Genomic DNA, 20,413 nt, shown 5'->3' with positions numbered 1-20,413 from the left:
TCGGCGCCTTGCGGTGAGTGCTTACGCCCTAACATCAGGCGCATGAGTACCACCCATTTCGGCTTCGAGAACGTCGACGAAAGCGAGAAGGCACAACGCGTCCGCGGCGTCTTCGATTCCGTCGCCAAGCGCTACGACCTCATGAACGACCTGATGTCGGCCGGGCTGCATCGCGCCTGGAAGGCCTACACCGTCATGGTCGCCAACGTCGGCGAAGGCTCGCGCGTGCTCGACATCGCCGGCGGCACCGGCGACCTCGCGCTCGCGTTCTCGAAGAAGGTGGGCGCCAGCGGCCAGGTGGTGCACACCGACATCAACGAAGCCATGCTGCGCACCGGCCGCGACCGGCTGCTCGATGCCGGCGTGGTGCTGCCCACCCTGGTCTGCGACGCCGAGAAGCTGCCGTTTCCCTCCGACCACTTCGACGTGGTCACCGTGGCCTTCGGCCTGCGCAACATGACGCACAAGGACGTGGCTCTGAAGGAGATGAACCGCGTGCTCAAGCCCCGCGGCAAGCTGCTGGTGCTCGAGTTCTCGAAGGTCGCGAAGCCGCTTGCCAAGGCCTACGACTGGTATTCGTTCAACGTGCTGCCGCGCCTGGGCAAGATCGTCGCGGGCGACGACGCGAGCTACCGCTACCTGGCCGAGTCGATCCGGATGCATCCGGCCCAGGAGGAGCTCAAGACCCTCATGAAAGAGGGCGGTTTCGGGCATGTGGACTATCACAACATGACGGGTGGCGTGGTCGCCCTTCATGTTGGAATCAAATGTTGATACAGCGAATTCTTCGCTCGAAAGAGGAGACGAGATGATGACGAAAAGTTTGAGTTCATTGTTCCTGGCCTGCGTGCTGGCCCTGGTCAGCGTCCAGGCCGATGCGGCCCGCATCGGCGGCGGCAAGTCGGTGGGACGCCAGTCGTCGAACGTGACGCAGCGCGAATCGGCTTCGCCCACCGCGCCGACGCAGCAGAACGCAGCCACGGCGTCGCCGCGTCCGGCCACGCCGGCGCCCGCCGCCGCGGCGCCGAAGCGTCCCTGGGGCGCGATGCTCGGCGGTCTGGCCGCCGGCCTGGGCCTGGCCTGGCTCGCCAATTCGCTCGGCCTGGGCGCCGGCTTCGCCAACATCCTGCTGATCGCGCTGCTCGCGATGGCGGCACTGTTCGTCTGGCGCCTGTTCAAGGCGCGCTCGGCGGCGCCTGCCAACGGCGGCCGCCAGGGCGGCTTCGCCTTCGAAGGCGCGGGCAATCCCGCGAACGCGAGCGCGCCGGCGCAGTACAGCCCGGCCAACGTGGGCAACGACGCCTCGGCACGCCCCTGGGAGCGCAACACCGCCGCCTTCGATGCCACGCCTTCGCACGGCAGCAGCCTGTCCGCGGCAGGCGCTGCGGCCGGCGGCAGCATGATCGGCTCGGCGCTGTCGGGCTCGCAGAGCTGGGGCATCCCGGCCGGCTTCGACGTCGACGGCTTCCTCGCCGCCGCCAAGCGCAACTTCGTGACGCTGCAGGACGCCTGGGACCGCGCCGACGTCGGCATGCTGCGCTCGATGATGACCGACGAGATGGTGGCCGAGATCCGCACCCAGCTCGCCGACCGCGCGAGCCACACCGGCGGCGCCTCGAACAAGACCGAGGTCGTGATGCTCGACGCCAAGCTGCTCGGCATCGAGGAACTGGCCGACGTCTACATGGCGAGCGTGGAGTTCTCCGGCATGATCCGCGAAGACGCCTCGGCCGGCCCGGGCCCGTTCCGCGAAGTCTGGAACATGACCAAGCCGACCAGCGGCACCAGCGGCTGGCTCGTGGCAGGCGTCCAGGCGCTGCAGTAAAGCTCGCCCCCAGGCTTCGCGCACTTCGTGTCGCTTCTCCAACCCCCTACCGGGGGCAACACCAGCAGCCCGGCAAAGCCGGTTCTGCGGTGTTTCTGGAAAAGAGCATGCAGTCCATGAGTCGCAGGGCGCGACAGTGACGGGATAATGGGGACATGGCCACACCATCGTCCCCATTTTCTTTTCTCGACGATCTCTTCAACCGCATCGGCGAGCGCCTGCAGCCGCCCGGCTGGGCGGTGCACGAGATCCAGCACCGCGCGGTGCTGTTTCTCAACCACGTGCTGCAGCAGGAGCCCGAAGCCCAGCAGCGGCTGCTGCGCCAGCAGGGGCGGGTGGTGCGCTTCCAGTGGCGCTTCGTGACCATGGAACTGGTGGCCACGCCGGCCGGCCTGCTCGACCTGGCGCCCCCGGCCTCGGTGCCCGAGCTCACGCTCACCGTCACCGACGAATCCCCCTTCGACCTGGCCCGCGCCACGCTGCGCGGCGACAAGCCCGCGGTGCAGATCATCGGCGACGTGCAACTGGCGGCCGAGGTCAACTGGCTGGTCGACCATGTGCGCTGGGACGTCGAGGACGACCTCGCCCGCCTGATCGGCGACGTGCCCGCGCACACCATCGCCGAGGGCGCGCGCCGCGTCGTGGGCGCGCTGCGCCAGTTCGTCGGCCATCGCGGGGCCGGGACGGGCGGACCCACGGCGGGCTCGGCGGGCAAGGCCGAATGAGGCGCTTCTATCGCGGCCTCTTCATCGTCTGGGTCGCGCTGCGCTACGGCCTGGACGAGCTCGTGCTCACGAGCTTCCAGAAACCATGGCTGCGCGTGGTGGCGCGGGTGGTATCCGTCGGCCGCAACCTCGACGCGCCGCGCGGCCAGCGGCTGCGCGAGGCGCTGGAGCGGCTCGGCCCGATCTTCGTGAAGTTCGGCCAGGTGCTCTCGACCCGGCGCGACCTGCTGCCGCAGGACATCGCCGACGAGCTCGCCTTCCTGCAGGACCGCGTGCCGCCGTTCCCCTCGGCGGTGGCGATCGCGACCATCGAGCGTGCGTTCCGCCGGCCGGTCGGTGACGTGTTCGTGCAGTTCGACGAAACGCCCATCGCCAGCGCGTCGATCGCGCAGGTGCATTTCGCGACCATCCGCACCGACGACGGCAAAGTGCGCGACGTGGCCGTGAAGGTGCTGCGACCCAACATGCAGGGCGTGATCGAGAAGGACCTCGCGCTCATGGCCATGATGGCCGGCTGGGTCGAGAGCCTCTCGGCCGACGGCAAGCGCCTGAAGCCGCGCGAGGTGGTGGCCGAGTTCGACAAGTACCTGCACGACGAACTCGACCTGGTGCGCGAGGCGGCCAATGCCGCGCAGTTGCGGCGCAACATGGCTTCGCTCGAGCTGGTGCTGATTCCCGAGATGTTCTGGGACTTCTGCCATCCCGAGGTGATCGTGATGGAGCGCATGAACGGCGTGCCGATCGCCCAGCTCGACCGACTGCGCGCCGCCGGCGTGGACATTCCCAAGCTCGCGCGCGACGGCGTCACGATCTTCTTCACCCAGGTGTTCCGCGACGGCTTCTTCCATGCCGACATGCACCCGGGCAACATCCAGGTGAGCCTGGAGCCCGAGACCTTCGGGCGCTACGTCTCGCTCGACTTCGGGATCATCGGCACGCTCACCGAGTCCGACAAGGAATACCTGGCGCAGAACTTCGTCGCCTTCTTCCGGCGCGACTACAAGCGCGTGGCCGAGCTGCACCTCGAAAGCGGCTGGGTGCCCGAAGGCACGCGCATCGACGAGCTCGAAGCGGCGATCCGCACCGTCTGCGAACCCTACTTCGACCGGCCGCTCAAGGAGATCTCGCTCGGCATGGTGCTGATGCGCCTGTTCCAGACCTCGCGCCGCTTCCACGTCGAGATCCAGCCGCAGCTGGTGCTGCTGCAGAAGACCCTGCTCAACATCGAGGGGCTGGGCCGCCAGCTCGACCCGGAGCTGGACCTCTGGCACACCGCCAAGCCCTTCCTCGAGAAGTGGATGGTCGACCAGATCGGGCCCAAGAAGCTGTTCGAGCAGCTGCGGGCCGAGGCGCCGCGCTACGCCAAGCTGCTGCCGCAGCTGCCGCGCCTGCTGCACGACTACCTCGAGAATCGGCCGCCCGACCACCGCCGCGAACTGCTGGAGCTGCTGGCCGCGCAGAAGCGCACCAACCGGCTGCTGCAGATCATCATCTACGGTGGCATGGGATTTGTATTGGGGTTGCTCGCCATGCAGTTGCTGGTGCGCGTGAAGTTGTTCTAGAGGAGAGAGTCCCGTGCTGCTGACGCTGGTTGTCGTCTATCTGCTGGTCACCATTGCGATCGGCCTGTATGCCGCGAAGCGGGTGAAGAACACCACCGACTTCGCGATCGCGGGGCGGCACCTGCCGCTGTTCATGATCGTGACGACCACCTTCGCGACCTGGTTCGGTTCGGAAACGGTGCTCGGCATACCGGCCAAGTTCATCGAAGGCGGCCTGAACGGCGTGATCGAGGACCCGTTCGGCGCCGGCACCTGCCTGATCCTCGTGGGCCTGTTCTTCGCGGGCAAGCTCTACCGCATGACGCTGCTGACCATCAGCGACTACTACCGCGAACGCTACGGCCGCGGCGTCGAGGTGGCCTGCTCGCTGATCATCATGCTGAGCTACCTGGGCTGGGTCTCGGCCCAGGTCACGGCGCTCGGGCTGGTGTTCAACGTGCTCTCGGGCGGCGCGATCGGCATTCCCACGGGCATGGTGATCGGCGTCGTCTCGATCCTGGCCTACACGCTGTTCGGCGGCATGTGGTCGGTGGCCGTGACCGACTTCGTCCAGATGATCATCCTGGTCGTCGGCCTCGCGGTCATCGCGATGTTCGCGGGCAACATGGCCGGCGGCGCCGACAAGGTGGTGGCTTTCGCGGTCAGCAAGGACCTCTTCAAGTTCTGGCCCGAGCCCAACTGGCACGACATGGTGTTCTTCTTCGCGGCCGCCATCACGATGATGCTCGGCTCCATTCCGCAGCAGGACGTGTTCCAGCGCGTGATGTCGGCCAACAGCGTCAAGGCGGCCACGCGCGGGCCGGTGATCGGCGGCGTGGCCTACATCCTGTTCGCCGCGGTGCCGATGTTCCTGGTCGCCAGCGCGCTCCTGATCATGCCCGAGCAGACCGCGGCGCTGCTCAAGGACGATCCGCAGAAGGTGCTGCCCACGCTGGTGCTCGAGAAGATGCCCTTCGTGATGCAGGTGCTGTTCTTCGGCGCGCTGCTGTCGGCCATCAAGTCGACCGCCTCGGCCACGCTGCTGGCGCCCAGCGTCACCTTCACCGAGAACATCTGGCGCCAGTTCCGCCCCTCCGGCACCGACCGCCAGAACCTGCTGACCATGCGCATCACGGTGCTGGTCTTCAGCGCGGCGGTGCTGGCCTACGCCATCCGCATGCAGGGCACGCCCATCTACGAACTGGTCTCGGGCGCCTACCAGGTGCCGCTGGTCGGCGCCTTCGTGCCGCTGGTGTGCGGGCTCTACTGGCGGCGCGCCACCACGCAGGGCGCGATCGCGTCGATCGGCTTCGGCATCGGCACCTGGCTGCTGTTCCTCTACATGCCCTGGGGCAGCGCATTCCCGGCCCAGCTGGCGGGCGTGCTCGCGTCGCTGGCCGGCATGGTGGCGGGTTCGCTGGCGCCCCAGTGGGTGACCGACACCCGCACGCCGCACCGGATGCTGGCCACGGAACCGGCCTGAAGCCCGCCCCCGGCGCGGGGGCGGCCCTTATAATCGAGGGCTTTGCGAGCGGCTTCCGCCCTGTTGTCGGGCCGCGTTTTTCCCCACTCCATCCCATGCCCATCTACGCCTACAAGTGCAGTGCCTGCGGCTTTGCCAAGGACGCATTGCAGAAAATGTCCGACGCGCCGCTGACGGTGTGCCCGGCGTGCGGCGCGAGTGCATTCGAGAAGCAAGTCACCGCCGCCGGCTTCCAGCTCAAGGGCTCCGGCTGGTACGTGACCGATTTCCGCGACGGGGGCGGCAAGAAGTCCGAATCCGCCACGGCCAAGAACGGCGACGCCGCCGCGCCCGCACCGGCGGCCGGCAGCGCGGAAGCTTCCGCCAGCCCCGCGCCCGCACCGGCACCTGCCCCCGCGCCGGCACCCGCCGCGGCCGCCAAGAGCGACTGAGAAGAAGACACGCACCATGCTCGCCCTGCGCAAATGGCTGTTCTCCGGCCTGCTGGTGATCGTTCCGCTGTTCATCACCCTCGCGGTGCTGAAGTGGATCATCGACACGCTGGACCAGACGCTCTGGGTGCTGCCGGCCAGCTGGCAGAGCTGGCTGCACGACAACAACGTGCGCGGCCTCGGCGTGCTGCTCACGCTGGCGATCCTGCTGGTGGTCGGCGCCGTGGCGAGCAATTTCGTCGGCAAGCGCCTGCTCGGCTGGGGCGATGCCGTGGTGCGGCGCATTCCGGTGGTGCGGTCGATCTACTCCAGCGTCAAGCAGGTCTCCGACACGCTGTTCTCCGAGAACGGCAACGCCTTCCGCACCGCGGTGCTGGTGCAGTGGCCGCGCGAAGGCGTCTGGACCATTGCCTTCGTGACCGGCACGCCCGGCAGCGAAGTGGTGGAGCACCTGGGCGGCGGCGACTACCTCGGCGTCTACGTGCCGACCACGCCCAACCCCACGGGCGGCTATTTCGTGATGCTCAAGCGCAGCGACTGCATCGAACTCAGGATGAGCGTGGACGAAGCGCTCAAGTACATCGTCTCGATGGGGGTGGTCGTCCCAGGCGGCCCGGCGTCCATCGCGACCCGCTAATACAAACGCGCCTCCGTGGCGCTGGAATCGAACTATGGCCATGCGTACTCACTATTGCGGTCTTGTGACCGAAGCCCTGCTGGGCCAAACCGTCACCCTGTGCGGCTGGGTCAACCGCCGGCGCGACCACGGCGGCGTGATCTTCATCGACGTGCGCGACCGCGAGGGCTACGTCCAGGTGGTGTGCGACCCCGACCGCGCGTCCACCTTCGCCGTCGCGGAAAACCTGCGCAACGAGTTCTGCGTGCAGATCACCGGCCTCGTGCGTGCGCGCCCCGAAGGCACGACCAACGACCAGCTCAAGAGCGGCAAGATCGAAGTCCTTTGCCATGAGCTCAAGGTGCTGAACCCCTCGGTCACGCCGCCGTTCCTGCTCGACGACGACAACCTGTCGGAAACCACCCGCCTCACGCACCGCGTGCTCGACCTGCGCCGCCCCGCGATGCAGCGCAACCTGATGCTGCGCTACAAGGTGACGATGGAAACGCGCAAGTTCCTCGACGCCAACGGCTTCATCGACATCGAGACGCCGATGCTCGGCAAGTCCACGCCCGAAGGCGCGCGCGACTACCTCGTGCCCAGCCGCGTGCACGACGGCAGCTTCTTCGCGCTGCCGCAGTCGCCGCAGCTGTTCAAGCAGCTGCTGATGGTGGCGGGCTACGACCGCTACTACCAGATCGTGAAGTGCTTCCGCGACGAGGACCTGCGCGCCGACCGCCAGCCCGAATTCACGCAGATCGACATCGAGACCTCGTTCCTCGCCGAGGAGGAGATCCGCGAGATGTTCGAGGGCATGATCCGCAACGTGTTCCGCAATGCCGCGGGCATCGAGCTGCCGGTGTTCCCGACCATGAGCTACGCCGACGCGATGTTCAAGTACGGCTCCGACAAGCCCGACCTGCGCGTGAAGCTCGAGTTCACCGAGCTGACCGAGCTCATGAAGCGCGTCGAGTTCAAGGTGTTCTCGAACGCGGCCACGATGAAGGGCGGCCGCGTGGTCGCGCTGCGCGTGCCGGGCGGCGGCGCCGAAGGCGGCCTCTCGCGCGGCGAGATCGACGCCTACCAGGAGTTCGTCAAGATCTACGGCGCCAAGGGCCTGGCCTACATCAAGGTCAACGACGCGGCGGCCGGCCGCGACGGCCTGCAGAGCCCGATCGTCAAGAACCTCGACGATGCCGCGCTGGCCGAGATCATCGCCCGCACGGGCGCGTGCAACGGCGACATCCTGTTCTTCGGCGCCGACAAGGAAAAGATCGTCAACGACGCGATGGGTGCGCTGCGCGTCAAGATCGGCCACAGCGCCTTCGGCAGGAAGGCCGGCCTGTTCGACGAGCGCTGGGCGCCGCTCTGGGTGGTCGACTTCCCGATGTTCGAGTTCGACGAGGAAGGCCAGCGCTGGAGCGCCGTGCACCATCCGTTCACCGCACCCAAGGACGGCCATGAAGACCTCATGGACACCGCGCCCGAGAAGTGCATCGCCAAGGCCTACGACATGGTGCTCAACGGCATCGAGATGGGCGGCGGCTCGGTGCGTATCCACCGCGAGGAAGTGCAGAGCAAGGTGTTCCGCGCCCTCAAGATCAACGCCGAGGACGCGCAAGCCAAGTTCGGCTTCCTGCTCGATGCGCTGCAGTACGGCGCGCCGCCGCACGGCGGCATCGCGATCGGCCTCGACCGCCTCGTCATGCTCATGACCGGCGCCGAGTCGATCCGCGACGTGATCGCCTTCCCCAAGACCCAGCGCGCGCAGGACCTGCTGACGCAGGCGCCGAGCCCGGTCGACGAGAAGCAGCTGCGCGAGCTGCACATCCGGCTGCGCAATCCCCAGCCGGCGGCCTGATGCGACCATGACGACCGCTGACCGACCCTGGAAGATTCCGGAGTCGGTGCTGGTCGTCATCCACACGCCCGCGCTCGACGTCCTGCTGATCCGCAGGGCCGATGCCGAGGATTTCTGGCAGTCGGTCACCGGCAGCAAGGACGCGGCCGACGAGCCGCTCATGCTCACCGCGGCGCGCGAGGTGGCCGAGGAAACCGGCATCCAGTGCGGCGCGGGCAGCCCGCTCGCCGCCGGACTGGTCGACTGGCAGCTGCGCAACGTCTACGAGATCTATCCGCGCTGGCGCGCCCGCTATGCGCCGGGCGTCACGCACAACACCGAGCATCTGTTCGGCCTGTGCGTGCCCGAGCGCCTGGTGCCGGTGCTCGCGCCGCGCGAGCACACCGAATGGAAATGGCTGCCCTACCGCGAGGCGGCCGATGCCTGCTTTTCCCCGTCGAACGCCGAAGCCATTCTGTTGCTGCCAGAATTTGCACGATGAACCTGCCGGCACCGACCCTCCGGGTGGCCACCTACAACATCCACAAGGGTGTGCAGGGCATCGGCCCTGCGCGGCGCCTGGAGATCCACAACCTGGGCCATGCGATCGAGCAGCTCGATGCCGACATCGTCTGCCTGCAGGAGGTGCGCAAGATGAACCGGCAGGCCGCCGCCCGCTTCGCGCGCTGGCCCGAGCTGCCGCAGGCCGACTTCCTCGCGCCCGAGGGCTACACCGCGGTCTACGAGACCAACGCCATCACGCGCCACGGCGAACACGGCAATGCGCTGCTCACGCGCTGGCCCGTGATCCGCACCGGCCACCGCGATATTTCCGACCATCGCTTCGAGCAGCGCGGGCTGCTGCACGTGGTCATCGAATTCGAGGGCCGGCCGGTGCATGCGATCGTGGTGCACCTGGGGCTCATCAAGGGCAGCCGCGTGCGCCAGGTCGCCAGGCTGCGCGAATTCATCGAGAGCGAGGTGCCGGCCGGGGAGGCGGTGGTCGTCGCGGGCGACTTCAACGACTGGGGTGCACGCATGCGCTACGCCATGAACGCGATGGGCCTGCGCGACACCAGCGACCTGCGCGGCGCGCGAACGCTCACCTATCCCTCGCGGCTGCCGGTCGCGCAGCTCGATTTCATCTACGGGCGCCAGCTCGAACCCGCGGCCTGCTCCGTGCCGCGCGGGCCGATCTGGGCGCGCATGTCTGACCACCTGCCGCTGGTGGCCGATTTTTCGCTTCAGAATTGATAGCAATTTCCTCAGAAGCCACGGGCGGTGCAGGGCTGAAGAGCCCGAAGCCATTCGCTGGTACGATGCCCGGATGCTGAGGAAAACCGACGTGGAACCGCGCCCCGATGGACACAACGACGACGAGGGCACGCCCGTCTCGGTCAAGATCCGTGAACGCCTGACGGCCGCGCGCAGGCGCTTCAACGCCAACGACAACATCGCCGAATTCATCGAACCCGGCGAGCTCGAGGCGCTGCTCGACGAGGTCGAGCTCAAGATGAAGGACGTGCTCGAAAGCCTGGTGATCGACCTCGAGAACGACCACAACACCGGCAACACCGCGCGCCGCGTCGCCAAGATGTACCTGAACGAAGTGTTCAAGGGCCGCTACGTGCCGCCGCCTTCGCTCACCGAGTTTCCCAATGCCGAGCACCTGAACGAGCTGATGATCGTCGGCCCGATCACGGTGCGCAGCGCCTGCTCGCACCACTTCTGCCCGATCATCGGCAAGCTGTGGATCGGCGTGATGCCGAACGAGCACACCAACGTGATCGGCCTGTCGAAGTACGCGCGCCTGGCCGAATGGGTGATGGGCCGGCCGCAGATCCAGGAAGAGGCGGTGGTGCAGCTGGCCGACCTGATCCAGGAGAAGACGCAGCCCGACGGCCTGGCGCTGGTCATGGAGGCCGAGCATTTCTGCATGGCCTGGCGCGGCGTGAAGGAGATGGACAGCAAGATGATCAACTCCGTCATGCGCGGCGTGTTCCTCAAGGATCCGAGCCTGCGCCGCGAATTCCTTTCCCTCCTGCCCCGAAAGAACTGAGCATGCTGGTCCGACTTCTCTACGCGAGCCGCGCCGTCGACACCAGCCCCGAGGCGGTCGAGGCGATCCTCGCGCAGTCCCGCGCGCACAACACGGCCTGCGGCATCACCGGCATCCTCTGCTACGGCGCCGGCACCTTCCTGCAGGCCATCGAGGGCGGGCGCATGGCGATCAGTGAGCTCTACGGCCACATCCAGCGCGATCCGCGCCACAAGGACGTGGTGCTGCTGCACTACGAGGAAATCTCCGAGCGCCGCTTCGGCGGCTGGACCATGGGGCAGGTCAACCTCTCCAAGCTCAACGCCTCGACGCTGCTCAAGTACTCGGAAAAGCCGGAGCTCAACCCGTACGCGGTCTCCGGCAAGGTCTCCTTGGCGCTGCTCGAGGAACTGATGGCCACGGCCGCCATCGTCGGGCGCCACTGATCTCCCGGGGGTGCCCCTCTCCGCCTTCGCGCTGATCCTGCTCGCCGGGGTCATCCACGCCAGCTGGAACATCGCCGCCAAGAAGGCGAACGGCGACGCGCGCTTCGCGCTCCAGAGCGGCGTGTTCATGGCGGTGCTCTGGGCGCCCGTGGGCATTGCGCTGGGCTGGCACGTGGTGCCGGCATGGGGCGCCACCGAATGGGGCTTCGTCGCGCTCAGCGGCGTGCTGCACGTCTTCTACTACGTCGTGCTGCTGCGCGGCTACCGCAAGTCCGACCTCACCGTGGTCTATCTGCTCGCGCGCGGCTCCGGGCCGCTGCTGTCCTCGCTGGTCGCGATCCTGTTCCTGGGCGAGCGCATCAGCCTCGTCGGCGTCGCGGGCATCGGCGGCGTGGTGCTCGGCGTGTTCCTGGTGGCGGGCGGGCCGCGGCTGTGGCGCCGGCAGCACGATCCGGTGCAGCGCGAACGGGTGCGGAAGGGACTTCGCTACGGCGTGCTGACCGGCGCCTTCATCGCGGCCTACACCGTGGCCGACAGCTATGCGGTGAAATTCCTCGCGATGTCGCCGATCCTGCTCGACTACTTCAGCAACTTCGTGCGCGTGCTGCTGCTGGCGCCCGTGGCGCTGCGCGACCGCGCCACCACCGCGGCCATGTGGCGGGCGCAGTGGAAGTACGCGCTTCTCGTCGCGGCGATCAGCCCGGTCTCCTACGTGCTCGTGCTCTATGCGGTGCAGCAGGCGCCGATCTCGCACGTCGCGCCGGCGCGCGAGGTCTCGATGCTCTTCGCCGCGCTGATCGGCGGCCATCTGCTGCGCGAGGGCGACCGCCTGCTGCGCCTGCTCGGCGCCCTCTTCATCGCGGCCGGCGTGGTGGCGCTGGCGCTCGGCTGAAGGCGGCGCGGCGATGCTGCTCTTCGGCTGCGACTTCTCCTGCGCACCCACGGCGCGCAAGCCGATCGTCGTGGCCGCGGGCGAGGCGGGCGCGGACGGCCGGCTGGTGCTCGGCGGCTTGCGGCGCTTCGTCACGCTCGGCGCCTGGGCCGACTGGCTCTGCAGCGAGCCGGCCTGGATCGGCGGTTTCGACTTCCCGTTCGGGCTGCCGCGCGAACTGGTGGAGCAGCTGCGCTGGCCGCTCGAATGGGAGGCGCTCATGCGCCACTACGCCGGCCTGAGCCGCGCCGAGATCCGCGCCACCTTCGCCGCCTTCTGCGCGGCCCGGCCGGTGGGCGGCAAGTTCGCGCACCGCGCCACCGATGCGCCCGCGGGTTCGAGCACCTCGATGAAATGGGTGAACCCGCCCGTCGCGTTCATGCTCCACGCGGGCGTGCCGCCGCTGCTCGAAGCGGGCGCGCGGATGCCGGGGCTGCATGCCGGCCGCAACCCGGACCGCGTCGCGCTCGAAGCCTATCCGGGGCTGCTCGCGCGCGAGCTGATCGGCCGGCGCAGCTACAAGAGCGACGAGGCCGCCAAGCAGACGCCGGAGCGGCTCGCGGCGCGGACCGACCTGCTGGCGGCACTCGAGGCCGGCAGCTCACGCCTCGGGCTGAAGCTCGCGCTCGACGCCACCCAGCGCGCCGAGCTGCTCGGCGACGCCCGCGGCGACCACCTCGATGCGGTGCTGTGCCTGGTGCAGGCCGCATGGAGCGCCGCGCGCGCCTCGACGCCCGGGCCGGGCTACGGGCTGCCGACGCACTTCGATCCGGTCGAGGGCTGGATCGTCACGGCCTGAGCCCCGTCCTACAGCGGTTCGCGCCCTCCGGCCAGCCGTTCCGCGTGCCCGGAAAGCTAGATTGGGGTGCGGCCCGTCCGGGCCGTTTGCCGATTTCCGCATCCTGCGGAGTGACTGGAGGATTCCCCATGAACAAGACGCATCGTTCCACCCTTGCCGCCGTGCTGCTGTCGGGCGCGGCACTGAGCCTCGTCGCATGCGACAACTCGGACAACCGCACCGCGGGCCAGAAGCTCGACAGCGCCCTCGCCAAGACCGAGCAGGCCGCCGAGACCGCCGCCGCCAAGACCGCGGACGCCCTCAAGGACGCGAAGGCGAAGGTCGATGCCTCGGGCACCACCGCCGAAGTGAAGGATGCCGCCAAGGACACCGGCGCCGCCGTGAGCGCCACGGTGAGCGACGCCACGATCACCGCCTCGGTGTCCGCGGGGCTCGCGAAGGATCCGGACCTGAGCGCGATCAAGATCGACGTCGACACGAAGGGCGGCGTGGTGAGCCTGAAGGGCCCGGCGCCCACGGCCGCGGCCAAGGCGCGCGCCGAGGAGATCGCCAAGGGCGTGCAGGGCGTGAGCTCGGTGAACAACCTGCTCGAAGTCCGCGGCTGAGCGGCCGCTTCGCGCTGCTTGCGCTCGCCATGCAAAAAGCCCGGGGTCACCGGGCTTTTTCACGTCGGCGCCAGACCGGGGCCGCCGGTTCAGTGGCCGAGCCAGTCCTTGAGCTCGTCGGCGTGTTCTTCCTCGTCAGATAGGATGTCCTCGAGCATGCGCCGCGTGGTCGGGTCCTTGTCGCCGATCAGGTTGATCATCTGGCGATAGGTTTCGACCGCGATGCGCTCGGCGACCAGGTTCGCGCGCACCATGGCCTGCAGGTCGGTCGACTCGTCGTAGCCGGCATGGCTGCGCGCAAGCAAGCCGTTCGGCGCGAAGTCGGGCTCGCCGCCGAGCTGCACGATGCGCTCGGCGATCCGGTCGGCATGGGCCGATTCCTCGTTCGCATGGACGAGGAACTCCTCGGCGATCGCGGGCGAGGCCACGCCGTTGGCCGTGAAGTAGTGGCGCTTGTAGCGCAGCACGCACACCAGTTCGGTGGCGAGGGCGTCGTTCAACAGCTTGACGACGTCGTCGCGCCACGGTCCGTAGCTTGGCGTGACGGCACCGTCGTCGAGGCTCTTGGCCGCGGCGCCGATGGCCTGTTCGTCGAGCACCAGGCGCTGGTGCTCGCCCGAACCGGCGGGGGAAGCATTGGCATTCATCGAGAGTCCTTTCGTGGGCTTGTGTTTTTCTGCTGCTGCATCAACGTGTTGACGACGTCAGCCACGTCGGAGGTCTTGAGCACCGCCGCGAGCACCGCGGTGAACGAAAGCAGGCGCCAGGGCCTGACGAGCACGATCACCGCGCCGGTGGCGGCGGCGATCGCCATGAGCTTCGCGGGCTCCTTGCGCGCATAGTGTTCGAGCACGGGACGCGCAAGCTGGCCGAGCGCATGGGCGGGATGACGGCGCCACCAGCGCGCGGTCATGCTGCGCGCCATCGCGATCCAGGGCAGCGCGCCGCCCCGGCCCGGAGGGGGGCGGTCCACCGTGTCGTCGAAGGCGCCCGCCGCTCCCGGCGGCGGCTCGTGCGAGCCGAAGGGCCAGCCGGCGCCGCGGGGCTCGTCGTCCGGCGGCGCGTCCTCGCCGCCGTTGAGTTGCCGCACGAGCGCGCGCCGCGAGATGGCGAGCCGCTCCTGCGGCGTGAGGAGGCTGCGTTCAGTGCCGTTCATCGCGGGCTCCTGCTTCGTGCAACGCCCGCAGGTCGGCTTCGACCTGGGCGCGCAGATCGTCGAATCCATGGCCGGGGAACGGCCGCGTCGCCACCCAGGTGCAGATGCCGGCCACGACCAGCGCCACGCCGGGCACCGCGACCAGCACCCAGTGAAAGCTGCCGTGCAGCACGCCCAGGAGCACGGCCATGCCGATGAGGCCCAGCGCCAGCATCGCGCTCGCGGCGGCAAAGGCGCCCGCGAGCACGCGGGCCATGAGGCTGCGGCCTGCTTCCGAGGCTTCCTGCCGCACCAGCGCCGCATAGTTCGCGGCGTGATCGGCGATGAGTTCCGGATGCCCGAGCACCGTGGAAAAGATCGGATGGAGCATGGTGCGCGGGGTCCCTGCAGGCCTCGGTCGTCGTCGGCGGATCAGTAGTCGTCGCGGCGGCTGCGGCTGGCCAGCACGATCAGCGCCGTGATCGCGGCACCGGCCGCGGCCGCCAGCAGCACCGAGCGCACGGGCTGGTCGGAGATGTAGCGGCCGGTCACGTCGGCCGCCTGTTCGAGGCGGCGCTGTGCGCGGGCGCTCGTGGTCGAGGCCGCGTCGAGGCCGCGCTGGACGGCCTGCTGCACGCGTGCCGCGAGCTGCTCGACCCCGGGCTCGACGTCGCGGCGCAGTTCGCGAACCTTTTCGCCGGCGGCATTCACCGCGTTCTGTGCGTAGGCCTTGGTCGTTTCCACCGCCTCGTTGGCGGTCTGGCGCGCGTCGTCGGCAAGTTGCGAAGGGGTCTTGGTCGTGTTCATGGGGATTTCCTTTCAGGGAGATGAATGGCGGGAGCCTGTGGATCGTACCTACGCTACTTGCGTCGTAGCAAGCCGGCGAGGAAGCTCGCAATGGCGAGCACCGCGAAGATCACGAAGAGGATCTTGGCGATGCCCACCGCGCTGGCTGCAATGCCGCCGAAGCCGAGCACGGCGGCGATCAGCGCGATGACCAGAAACACCACTGCGTAATACAACATGTGGACTCCTTCGAGACTTCGCTCGTTGTTTGCAAGCGCCGTGCGTTCCCCTCGGTGCGGGGACGCGACGGCATGGTGCAACCATAAGTGGGGCGCCCACGGGGAACTGTCAGCGTCCGGGCGCGGGGAGCGTAGGAGACGGCCGAGTTCCCCGGCAGCAGGGATGGCGCCCGCAATCAGCGCACGTTGACCACCGGCAGCATGGCGCTCACGCGCGTGCCGCGTCCGGGCGCCGCAGAGATCGTGAGCTTGCCGCGCGCGGCCTCCACACGGTGGCGCATGCCCGCGAGCCCGTGCGTCGACGGCCGGATGCGCAGGGGGTCGAAGCCCTTGCCGTTGTCGGCCACTTCCACGATCACGTGGTTCTCGTAGTTCTTCAGCACGATGGTCGCTTCGGTGGCCTCGGCGTACTTGCCGATGTTGGTGAGGCTCTCCTGCACCATGCGGTAGATCGTGAGCTGGCGCGATTCGTCCATGGTCACCGGCTCGAGCGCCATCTGCACCGGGATGCCCGAGCGCTCGGCGAACTCGCGGCCGAGGATCTCGAGCGACGCGACCAGCCCGAGGTTCGACAGGGACGACGGCCGCAGGTCCTCGATGATGCGGCGCTTGAGCGCGATGCCGCTGTTGAGCAGCTCGGTCAGGTGCTGCAGCCGCTGGGTGGCGTCGGGCGTGTCGAGCAGCCGCGACTTGAGGCGGGCCACGTCGAGCTTGGCCGCGGTCAGCAGGGAGCCGAGCTCGTCGTGCAGTTCGCGCGCCAGGTAGCCGCGTTCGGTCTCGCGCACGTCCTGCAGGTGGGTCGCCAGCTCCGCCAGCGAGGCGGTGCGCTCGCGCACCTCGTCCTCCAGCGCATTGCGCTCGCGCTGCAGCGCCTCCTGCTGGCGCTCGCCGACCGAGCGCAGCGCATGGGTCTGGCGCAGGTACAGGAAGAAGGCCAGCAGCGCGGCGAGCGCCACGATCGCGGTGCCGATGCGCGCGAGCCGCAGCGAGTTCATGACCTGGACCTGCCCGTCGTGCAGGGTCTTGTTGCTGATCTCCATCAGCTCGCCGGCGGTCTTGCGAATGGCTTCCATTTCCTCGCGCCCGACGTCGGTCGTCATGACGAACTTCCAGGCGTCCTCCTTGCCGTCCTGCCGCAGCCGCACGCTCATGTCCATCTCGGCGACCTTGCGCAGCACGTGCTTGGACAGCTCGGCGAGCCGGGCGCGCTCGGCCTTCCGTTCGGCGTAAAGTTGGCGCAGCGCCGCGAGGTTGCCGTCGACCTGCCGGACCGCCGTGTCGTAGGGTTGGCGATAGCTCGCCTCGCCGGTCAGCAGGTAGCCTCGCTGGCCGGTTTCGGCATCGAGCATGTTCTGCAGGAGCTGGTTGAGCGTGCTGCGCACCTTCTGTGCCTCGCCGATGTCGGCCAGGGCACGACTCGACTGGCGATAGCCCGCCTCGTTGATGCCGACGAGGGCCAGCGCGGCCAATGCCGCGAGCAGCAGGCTCAGGGCCATTTTTGGAGGAGCTAACCAGTGCATGAAACTTTAACCGGTGCGTTCAACACAAGTTCGTGAATAATTGACAACAACCAGGGACCGGCATGTTGCGGCTTCCACGGGCGCGACACAACGAAGAAAGTAACAGATGATCAAAATTGGAATTGTGGACGACCATGCCATCGTGCGGTCGGGCCTGCGGCAGTTCTTCTCCGAGCACGTGGATCTGCGCGTGGCCGGCGAGGCCGCGAGCGGTCGCGAGGCCATCGAGCTCGTGCGCACCACCGAACTCGACGTGCTGGTAATGGACCTCTCCATGCCGGGACAGAGCGGCATCGACGCGCTCGCGATGATCCGCGCCAAGGCGCCGGACGTCGGCATCCTGATCCTGAGCGGCTACCCCGAAGAGCACTACGCGATGAACCTCATCCGTCAGGGCGCGAGCGGCTACCTCAACAAGGAATGCGATCCGATGGAGATCGTCAACGCCATCCGCACGATCTCGCTCGGCCGCCGCTACATCACGCCGGCGGTGGCCGAACTGCTCGCGCGCCAGCTCGACCGCAAGGACGACGCCGCGCCGCACGAGCAGCTCTCGGAGCGCGAGTTCCAGGTGTTCCTGAAGCTCGCCAAGGGCGAGACCGCCGGCGACATCGCCAAGACGCTGTCGCTCTCGGTCAAGACCGTCAGCACCTACCGCACCCGGCTGATGGAGAAGATGAACCTCTCCTCCAACAGCGACCTGACGTACTACGCGCTGAAGAACAAGCTGATCGATTGAGCCGGTCCGGGGAAGCAGGCCGCGCGGCGCGGCCGCGCCTTCCTCAGTCGGTGCCGGTGGCGGGGCGGTGCGCCGCCGCTTCGAGAATGCAGAAGTCCACCAGTGCATCGATCTCGTTCGATTTGTCGAACACCGCATCGACCCCGAACTCCGCGCAGCGGCGCCGGATGTCGGGCGTCGCATAGTTGCTGAGCACGACCACCTTCTGGTTGGACCGGCGCGACGCGCAGGCCTGCAGCACGCCCAGCCCGCTGCCCTGCTTGAGAAAGAGATCGACCACCGCGAGATCCCACTCGTCGCTGTGCTCCTGAAGCCATTGCTTCGCATGGACTTCGGTTTCCGCGAAGCCGACCACGGTCGTGCAGGTGAGCTCTTCCAGGGTGCCAATGAGGTTTTCACGGATCGTGAGGTTGTCTTCGACGATGTATGTCTGCAATCTTGTATCCATGCCGAACCGCGCTTCCTCTGACGTTGGCAGGCGTTCGCCCCGGAACGCCTGCTGGCGAGTACCTGGGCATCGAAGGGTGAGGCGTCGCCGACGAGCATCATGCAGGGTTCGGGGGAACGGTGTTGTAGGCGGGTTCTGACGACGCCGGGCCGGGGCATCTTTCCGTAGGCTTTCACTCACGGTCTCTGCGGTCTGCGACCGACCCGAGGCCGCGTGCGCGCGGTGTATCCCCGCACCATGGCAACGACTGTCCTGCGCACCCGGCCGCTCTGGCTCAAGCTGCTGGCCGCCTTCGTGCTGCTTTTCGCGGCGCTGGCACTGTTGCTGGCGTTCTTTCCGTGGGACAGGCTGCGCGAGCCGGTGAACCGCTACGTCAGCGAGAAGACCGGGCGCAAGTTCGAGATCACGCGCCGGCTCGACGTCGGCATCGGCCTGCGCGGCGCGACCGTCAAGGCCGACGGCATCGAGTTCGCCAACCCGCCGTGGGCGCGCGACCCCTACCTGCTCAAGGCCGAGCATGCCGAGTTCGACATCCGGCTCTGGCCGCTGCTCGGGAAGAGGGTGGTGATCCCGAGGCTCGCGCTGTCGTCGCCCACGCTCGGGCTGCAGATGGAGGCCGACGGCCGCCGCACCTGGGCGCTCGGCAAGGACACCGCCGATCCCGGCACGGTGCCGGTGATCGGCCTCATGCAGATCGACGGCGGCGCCGTCGACTTCCTCGCCCAGCACCTGGGCGTGGACGTGCATGCGGACGTGAGCTACGACACCAGCCGCGGCGAACTGCCGCTGGCCTACAGCATCAAGGGCCGCTACAAGGGCCAGCCGCTGACCGCCGACGGCCGCACCGGCAACGTGCTGCAGCTCAACGCCGCCGGGCAGCCGCCGTTCCCGATGGAGATCCAGGCCGCGGCGGGGCAGACGAAGCTCAAGGCGGCCGGCACCGTGACCCAGTTCGCCGATCTCGACGGCATCGAGGCGAAATTCGAGCTCAAGGGCCAGACCCTCGGGGCGCTGTTCCCGCTGCTCGGCGTGGCGCTGCCCGACACCTCCCCCTATGCGCTGAGCGGCGACCTGCGCAAGCGCGGCACGCAGTGGGAGGTGGCCGGCCTCAAGGGGCGGCTCGGCCTGTCCGACATCGCGGGCGACATGCGCTTCGACCAGGGCGGCCAGCGTCCGCACCTCGCGGGCGATCTGCGCTCGAAGGTGATGGACATGGACGACCTCGGACCGCTGATCGGCTTGAAGCCCACCGAGCGCTCCGCCAAGGCGGTGGAGGGCGTGGCCCCGCCGCCGACCATCGAGACCAAGCGCGCGCCGGGCGCCAAGGTGCTGCCCACGGCCACCCTCGACTTCGACCGCCTGCGCGCGATGAACGCCGAGGTCAAGTACACCGCCGACCGCATCCGCAACGTGCGCGACGTGCCGCTCGACCGCGGCAGCGTGCAGGTCCGGCTCAAGGACGGCGTGCTGGCGCTCGATCCGCTCGACCTCGGCGTGGGCGGGGGCAAGTTCGTGGGTGCGATCCGCATCGATGCCACCCAGAACCCGGCGGACATCCGCGCCTCGCTCGACCTGCGCAACGTGCAGCTCAACCGGCTGATCCCGAAGATCGAGACCATGCGCAGCAGCTTCAGCCGGCTCGACGGGCGGCTTCAGCTTTCGGGCCGGGGCAATTCGGTGTCGAGCTGGCTCGGCGGCGCTTCGGGCGACGTGGCGGCGATGACCGGACGCGGCCGCTTCAGCAACCTGCTGCTCGAGTTCATGGGGCTCGACGGCGGCGAGATCATCAAGTTCCTGCTGCGCGGTGACCGCAACGTCGAGCTGCGCTGCGCCGCGGTGGCCTTCAACGTGGAGAAGGGCGTCATGCGCAGCCGCAGCATGGTGCTCGACACGGCCGACACGGTCTTCTATGCCTCGGGGGAGGCCAACCTCGCGACCGAGAAGCTCGACTTCGTGGTCCGCCCCGAGCCCAAGGACGCGAGCATCCTGTCGCTGCGCACGCCGCTGGTCGTCGGCGGCACCTTCGGCTCGCCCTCGGGCGGGGTGCAGGCGGTGCCGCTGGCCGAACGCGGCCTCGCGGCGCTGGTGCTCGGCGCGCTCAATCCGCTGCTGGCGCTGGCCGCGACCATCGAGACCGGCCCGGGCGAAGATGCGGACTGCAAGGGCGTGCTCGCCGAGGCCAACAAGCCCACTGCCGGGACAGCGGCCGCCGGCGCGGCCAAGGCAAAGGGCGCGAAGCAGCGCCCCTGAGCGAATCGAAGGCCGG

The 20,413-nt window shown here is 68.4% G+C and carries 24 protein-coding genes; 17 read left to right on the top strand and 7 right to left on the bottom strand.

Annotated elements, in window-relative coordinates; genetic code table 11:
- Positions 1 to 42: 42 nt before the first annotated feature.
- The 15 genes from ubiE (at position 43) to M2165_RS04690 (ending at position 13,280) form a co-directional block, all read left to right on the top strand.
- Entirely contained in the window at positions 43 to 774 is a 732-nt protein-coding gene (ubiE, locus tag M2165_RS04760) for a bifunctional demethylmenaquinone methyltransferase/2-methoxy-6-polyprenyl-1,4-benzoquinol methylase UbiE (protein WP_280813530.1), read from the top strand.
- Between the two features lie 37 nt (positions 775 to 811).
- Positions 812 to 1,825 (top strand): TIM44-like domain-containing protein, encoded by a 1,014-nt coding sequence (locus M2165_RS04755; RefSeq protein ID WP_280817471.1) that lies wholly within the window; start codon positions 812 to 814, stop codon positions 1,823 to 1,825.
- A gap of 155 nt (positions 1,826 to 1,980) precedes the next feature.
- Positions 1,981 to 2,550, top strand: a complete 570-nt coding sequence (locus tag M2165_RS04750) for a hypothetical protein (RefSeq protein WP_280813529.1) — start codon at positions 1,981 to 1,983, stop codon at positions 2,548 to 2,550.
- Positions 2,547 to 4,112, top strand: a complete 1,566-nt coding sequence (ubiB, locus tag M2165_RS04745; RefSeq protein ID WP_280813528.1) for a ubiquinone biosynthesis regulatory protein kinase UbiB — start codon at positions 2,547 to 2,549, stop codon at positions 4,110 to 4,112. The genes M2165_RS04750 and ubiB overlap by 4 nt, the downstream gene beginning before the upstream one ends.
- 13 nt (positions 4,113 to 4,125) lie before the next feature.
- A complete protein-coding gene (locus M2165_RS04740) occupies positions 4,126 to 5,574 on the top strand; it encodes a sodium:solute symporter family protein (RefSeq protein WP_280813527.1) in 1,449 nt (482 codons plus the stop codon).
- A 95-nt stretch (positions 5,575 to 5,669) separates the two neighbouring features.
- Positions 5,670 to 6,005 (top strand): FmdB family zinc ribbon protein, encoded by a 336-nt coding sequence (locus M2165_RS04735; protein ID WP_280813526.1) that lies wholly within the window; start codon positions 5,670 to 5,672, stop codon positions 6,003 to 6,005.
- 16 nt (positions 6,006 to 6,021) lie between these two features.
- Entirely contained in the window at positions 6,022 to 6,642 is a 621-nt protein-coding gene (locus M2165_RS04730; RefSeq protein WP_280813525.1) for a DUF502 domain-containing protein, read from the top strand.
- A gap of 34 nt (positions 6,643 to 6,676) precedes the next feature.
- A complete protein-coding gene (gene aspS / locus M2165_RS04725; RefSeq protein WP_280813524.1) occupies positions 6,677 to 8,482 on the top strand; it encodes an aspartate--tRNA ligase in 1,806 nt (601 codons plus the stop codon).
- Between the two features lie 7 nt (positions 8,483 to 8,489).
- Entirely contained in the window at positions 8,490 to 8,963 is a 474-nt protein-coding gene (nudB, locus tag M2165_RS04720; RefSeq protein ID WP_280813523.1) for a dihydroneopterin triphosphate diphosphatase, read from the top strand.
- Entirely contained in the window at positions 8,960 to 9,715 is a 756-nt protein-coding gene (locus M2165_RS04715) for an endonuclease/exonuclease/phosphatase family protein (RefSeq protein ID WP_280813522.1), read from the top strand. Before nudB ends, M2165_RS04715 begins: the two co-directional genes overlap by 4 nt.
- Positions 9,716 to 9,788: 73 nt before the next feature.
- On the top strand, positions 9,789 to 10,520 hold the full coding sequence (gene folE, locus M2165_RS04710; protein WP_280813521.1) for a GTP cyclohydrolase I: 732 nt from the start codon (positions 9,789 to 9,791) through the stop codon (positions 10,518 to 10,520).
- 2 nt (positions 10,521 to 10,522) lie between these two features.
- Positions 10,523 to 10,945, top strand: coding sequence for a BLUF domain-containing protein (locus tag M2165_RS04705; RefSeq protein WP_280813520.1), 423 nt, complete (start codon positions 10,523 to 10,525; stop codon positions 10,943 to 10,945).
- Between the two features lie 10 nt (positions 10,946 to 10,955).
- Positions 10,956 to 11,837 carry a DMT family transporter gene (locus M2165_RS04700; protein WP_280813519.1) on the top strand — a complete coding sequence of 294 codons (882 nt, stop codon included), beginning with the start codon at positions 10,956 to 10,958 and terminating at the stop codon, positions 11,835 to 11,837.
- A gap of 13 nt (positions 11,838 to 11,850) precedes the next feature.
- Positions 11,851 to 12,675: a DUF429 domain-containing protein gene (locus M2165_RS04695; RefSeq protein ID WP_280813518.1), complete on the top strand. Its 825-nt coding sequence runs from the start codon at positions 11,851 to 11,853 to the stop codon at positions 12,673 to 12,675.
- A 128-nt stretch (positions 12,676 to 12,803) separates the two neighbouring features.
- Entirely contained in the window at positions 12,804 to 13,280 is a 477-nt protein-coding gene (locus tag M2165_RS04690) for a BON domain-containing protein (RefSeq protein ID WP_280813517.1), read from the top strand.
- Between the two features lie 89 nt (positions 13,281 to 13,369).
- Here the strand turns inward: M2165_RS04690 and M2165_RS04685 are convergent, their stop codons facing one another.
- From M2165_RS04685 to M2165_RS04660, 6 genes are all read right to left on the bottom strand, one after another.
- Complete coding sequence (locus M2165_RS04685) at positions 13,370 to 13,927, bottom strand: ferritin-like domain-containing protein (RefSeq protein ID WP_280813516.1); 558 nt, start codon at positions 13,925 to 13,927, stop codon at positions 13,370 to 13,372.
- The gene (locus M2165_RS04680) at positions 13,924 to 14,436 is read right to left on the bottom strand and encodes a hypothetical protein (protein WP_280813515.1); all 513 of its coding nucleotides are present in this window, start codon (positions 14,434 to 14,436) and stop codon (positions 13,924 to 13,926) included. The genes M2165_RS04685 and M2165_RS04680 overlap by 4 nt, the downstream gene beginning before the upstream one ends.
- Positions 14,423 to 14,806, bottom strand: a complete 384-nt coding sequence (locus M2165_RS04675) for a hypothetical protein (protein WP_280813514.1) — start codon at positions 14,804 to 14,806, stop codon at positions 14,423 to 14,425. The genes M2165_RS04680 and M2165_RS04675 overlap by 14 nt, the downstream gene beginning before the upstream one ends.
- Before the next feature lie 41 nt (positions 14,807 to 14,847).
- Positions 14,848 to 15,222 (bottom strand): hypothetical protein, encoded by a 375-nt coding sequence (locus M2165_RS04670; protein WP_280813513.1) that lies wholly within the window; start codon positions 15,220 to 15,222, stop codon positions 14,848 to 14,850.
- Between the two features lie 53 nt (positions 15,223 to 15,275).
- Positions 15,276 to 15,440 (bottom strand): DUF1328 domain-containing protein, encoded by a 165-nt coding sequence (locus tag M2165_RS04665; RefSeq protein WP_280813512.1) that lies wholly within the window; start codon positions 15,438 to 15,440, stop codon positions 15,276 to 15,278.
- A 176-nt stretch (positions 15,441 to 15,616) separates the two neighbouring features.
- On the bottom strand, positions 15,617 to 16,936 hold the full coding sequence (locus tag M2165_RS04660; RefSeq protein ID WP_280813511.1) for a CHASE3 domain-containing protein: 1,320 nt from the start codon (positions 16,934 to 16,936) through the stop codon (positions 15,617 to 15,619).
- Positions 16,937 to 17,066: 130 nt separating this feature from the next.
- On the opposite strand from M2165_RS04660, the gene M2165_RS04655 reads away from it, so the two are divergent.
- Complete coding sequence (locus M2165_RS04655) at positions 17,067 to 17,699, top strand: response regulator transcription factor (protein ID WP_015866882.1); 633 nt, start codon at positions 17,067 to 17,069, stop codon at positions 17,697 to 17,699.
- Between the two features lie 43 nt (positions 17,700 to 17,742).
- Here M2165_RS04655 and M2165_RS04650 read toward each other — a convergent pair whose 3' ends face one another.
- The gene (locus M2165_RS04650) at positions 17,743 to 18,147 is read right to left on the bottom strand and encodes a response regulator (RefSeq protein WP_280813510.1); all 405 of its coding nucleotides are present in this window, start codon (positions 18,145 to 18,147) and stop codon (positions 17,743 to 17,745) included.
- 237 nt (positions 18,148 to 18,384) lie between these two features.
- On the opposite strand from M2165_RS04650, the gene M2165_RS04645 reads away from it, so the two are divergent.
- Positions 18,385 to 20,397, top strand: a complete 2,013-nt coding sequence (locus M2165_RS04645) for an AsmA family protein (RefSeq protein ID WP_280813509.1) — start codon at positions 18,385 to 18,387, stop codon at positions 20,395 to 20,397.
- Positions 20,398 to 20,413: the final 16 nt, after the last annotated feature.

The organism is Variovorax sp. TBS-050B, from assembly GCF_029893635.1.
GTDB lineage: Bacteria > Pseudomonadota > Gammaproteobacteria > Burkholderiales > Burkholderiaceae_C > Variovorax.
This window is presented reverse-complemented; position numbering and strand designations above follow the sequence as displayed.